Origin of the sequence: Pseudomonas sp. W15Feb9B (assembly GCF_000828175.1) — a bacterium.
Taxonomy (GTDB): domain Bacteria; phylum Pseudomonadota; class Gammaproteobacteria; order Pseudomonadales; family Pseudomonadaceae; genus Aquipseudomonas; species Aquipseudomonas parakoreensis.
In genome coordinates, this window is record NZ_JTKF01000083.1 from 1 (window position 1) to 322 (window position 322).

Here is a 322-nt window from a genome sequence, read left to right on the forward strand (position 1 = left end):
AGTAGGTATCGACGCCGGCGCCACCGATCATGATATCGGCGCCGAGGCCGCCATTGAGGGTGTTGTCGCCATCGTTGCCGGTGAGGCTGTTGTTGAGTTCGTTGCCGGTGCCGTTGATGGCGTTGCCGGTCAGGATCAGGTTTTCCAGGTTGGCGCCCAGGGTCCAGTCCACCGAGGCGCGCACGGTGTCGATCTCGCTGGCCAGGTTGCTGGTTTCGTTGATGGTGTCGCCCAGGTTGTCGACGATGTAGGTGTCGTTGCCGGCACCGCCGGCCAGGGTGTCGGCGCCCAGGCCACCGTCGAGGATGTTATTGCCGCTGTT

Annotated in this window: 1 protein-coding gene; it reads right to left on the reverse strand. The window is 63.7% G+C overall.

Annotation, left to right across the window (positions count from 1 at the left end; translation table 11 throughout):
* Positions 1 to 322: calcium-binding protein (locus OC71_RS26675; RefSeq protein ID WP_041075038.1), on the reverse strand; the 322-nt coding region annotated here is incomplete at both ends.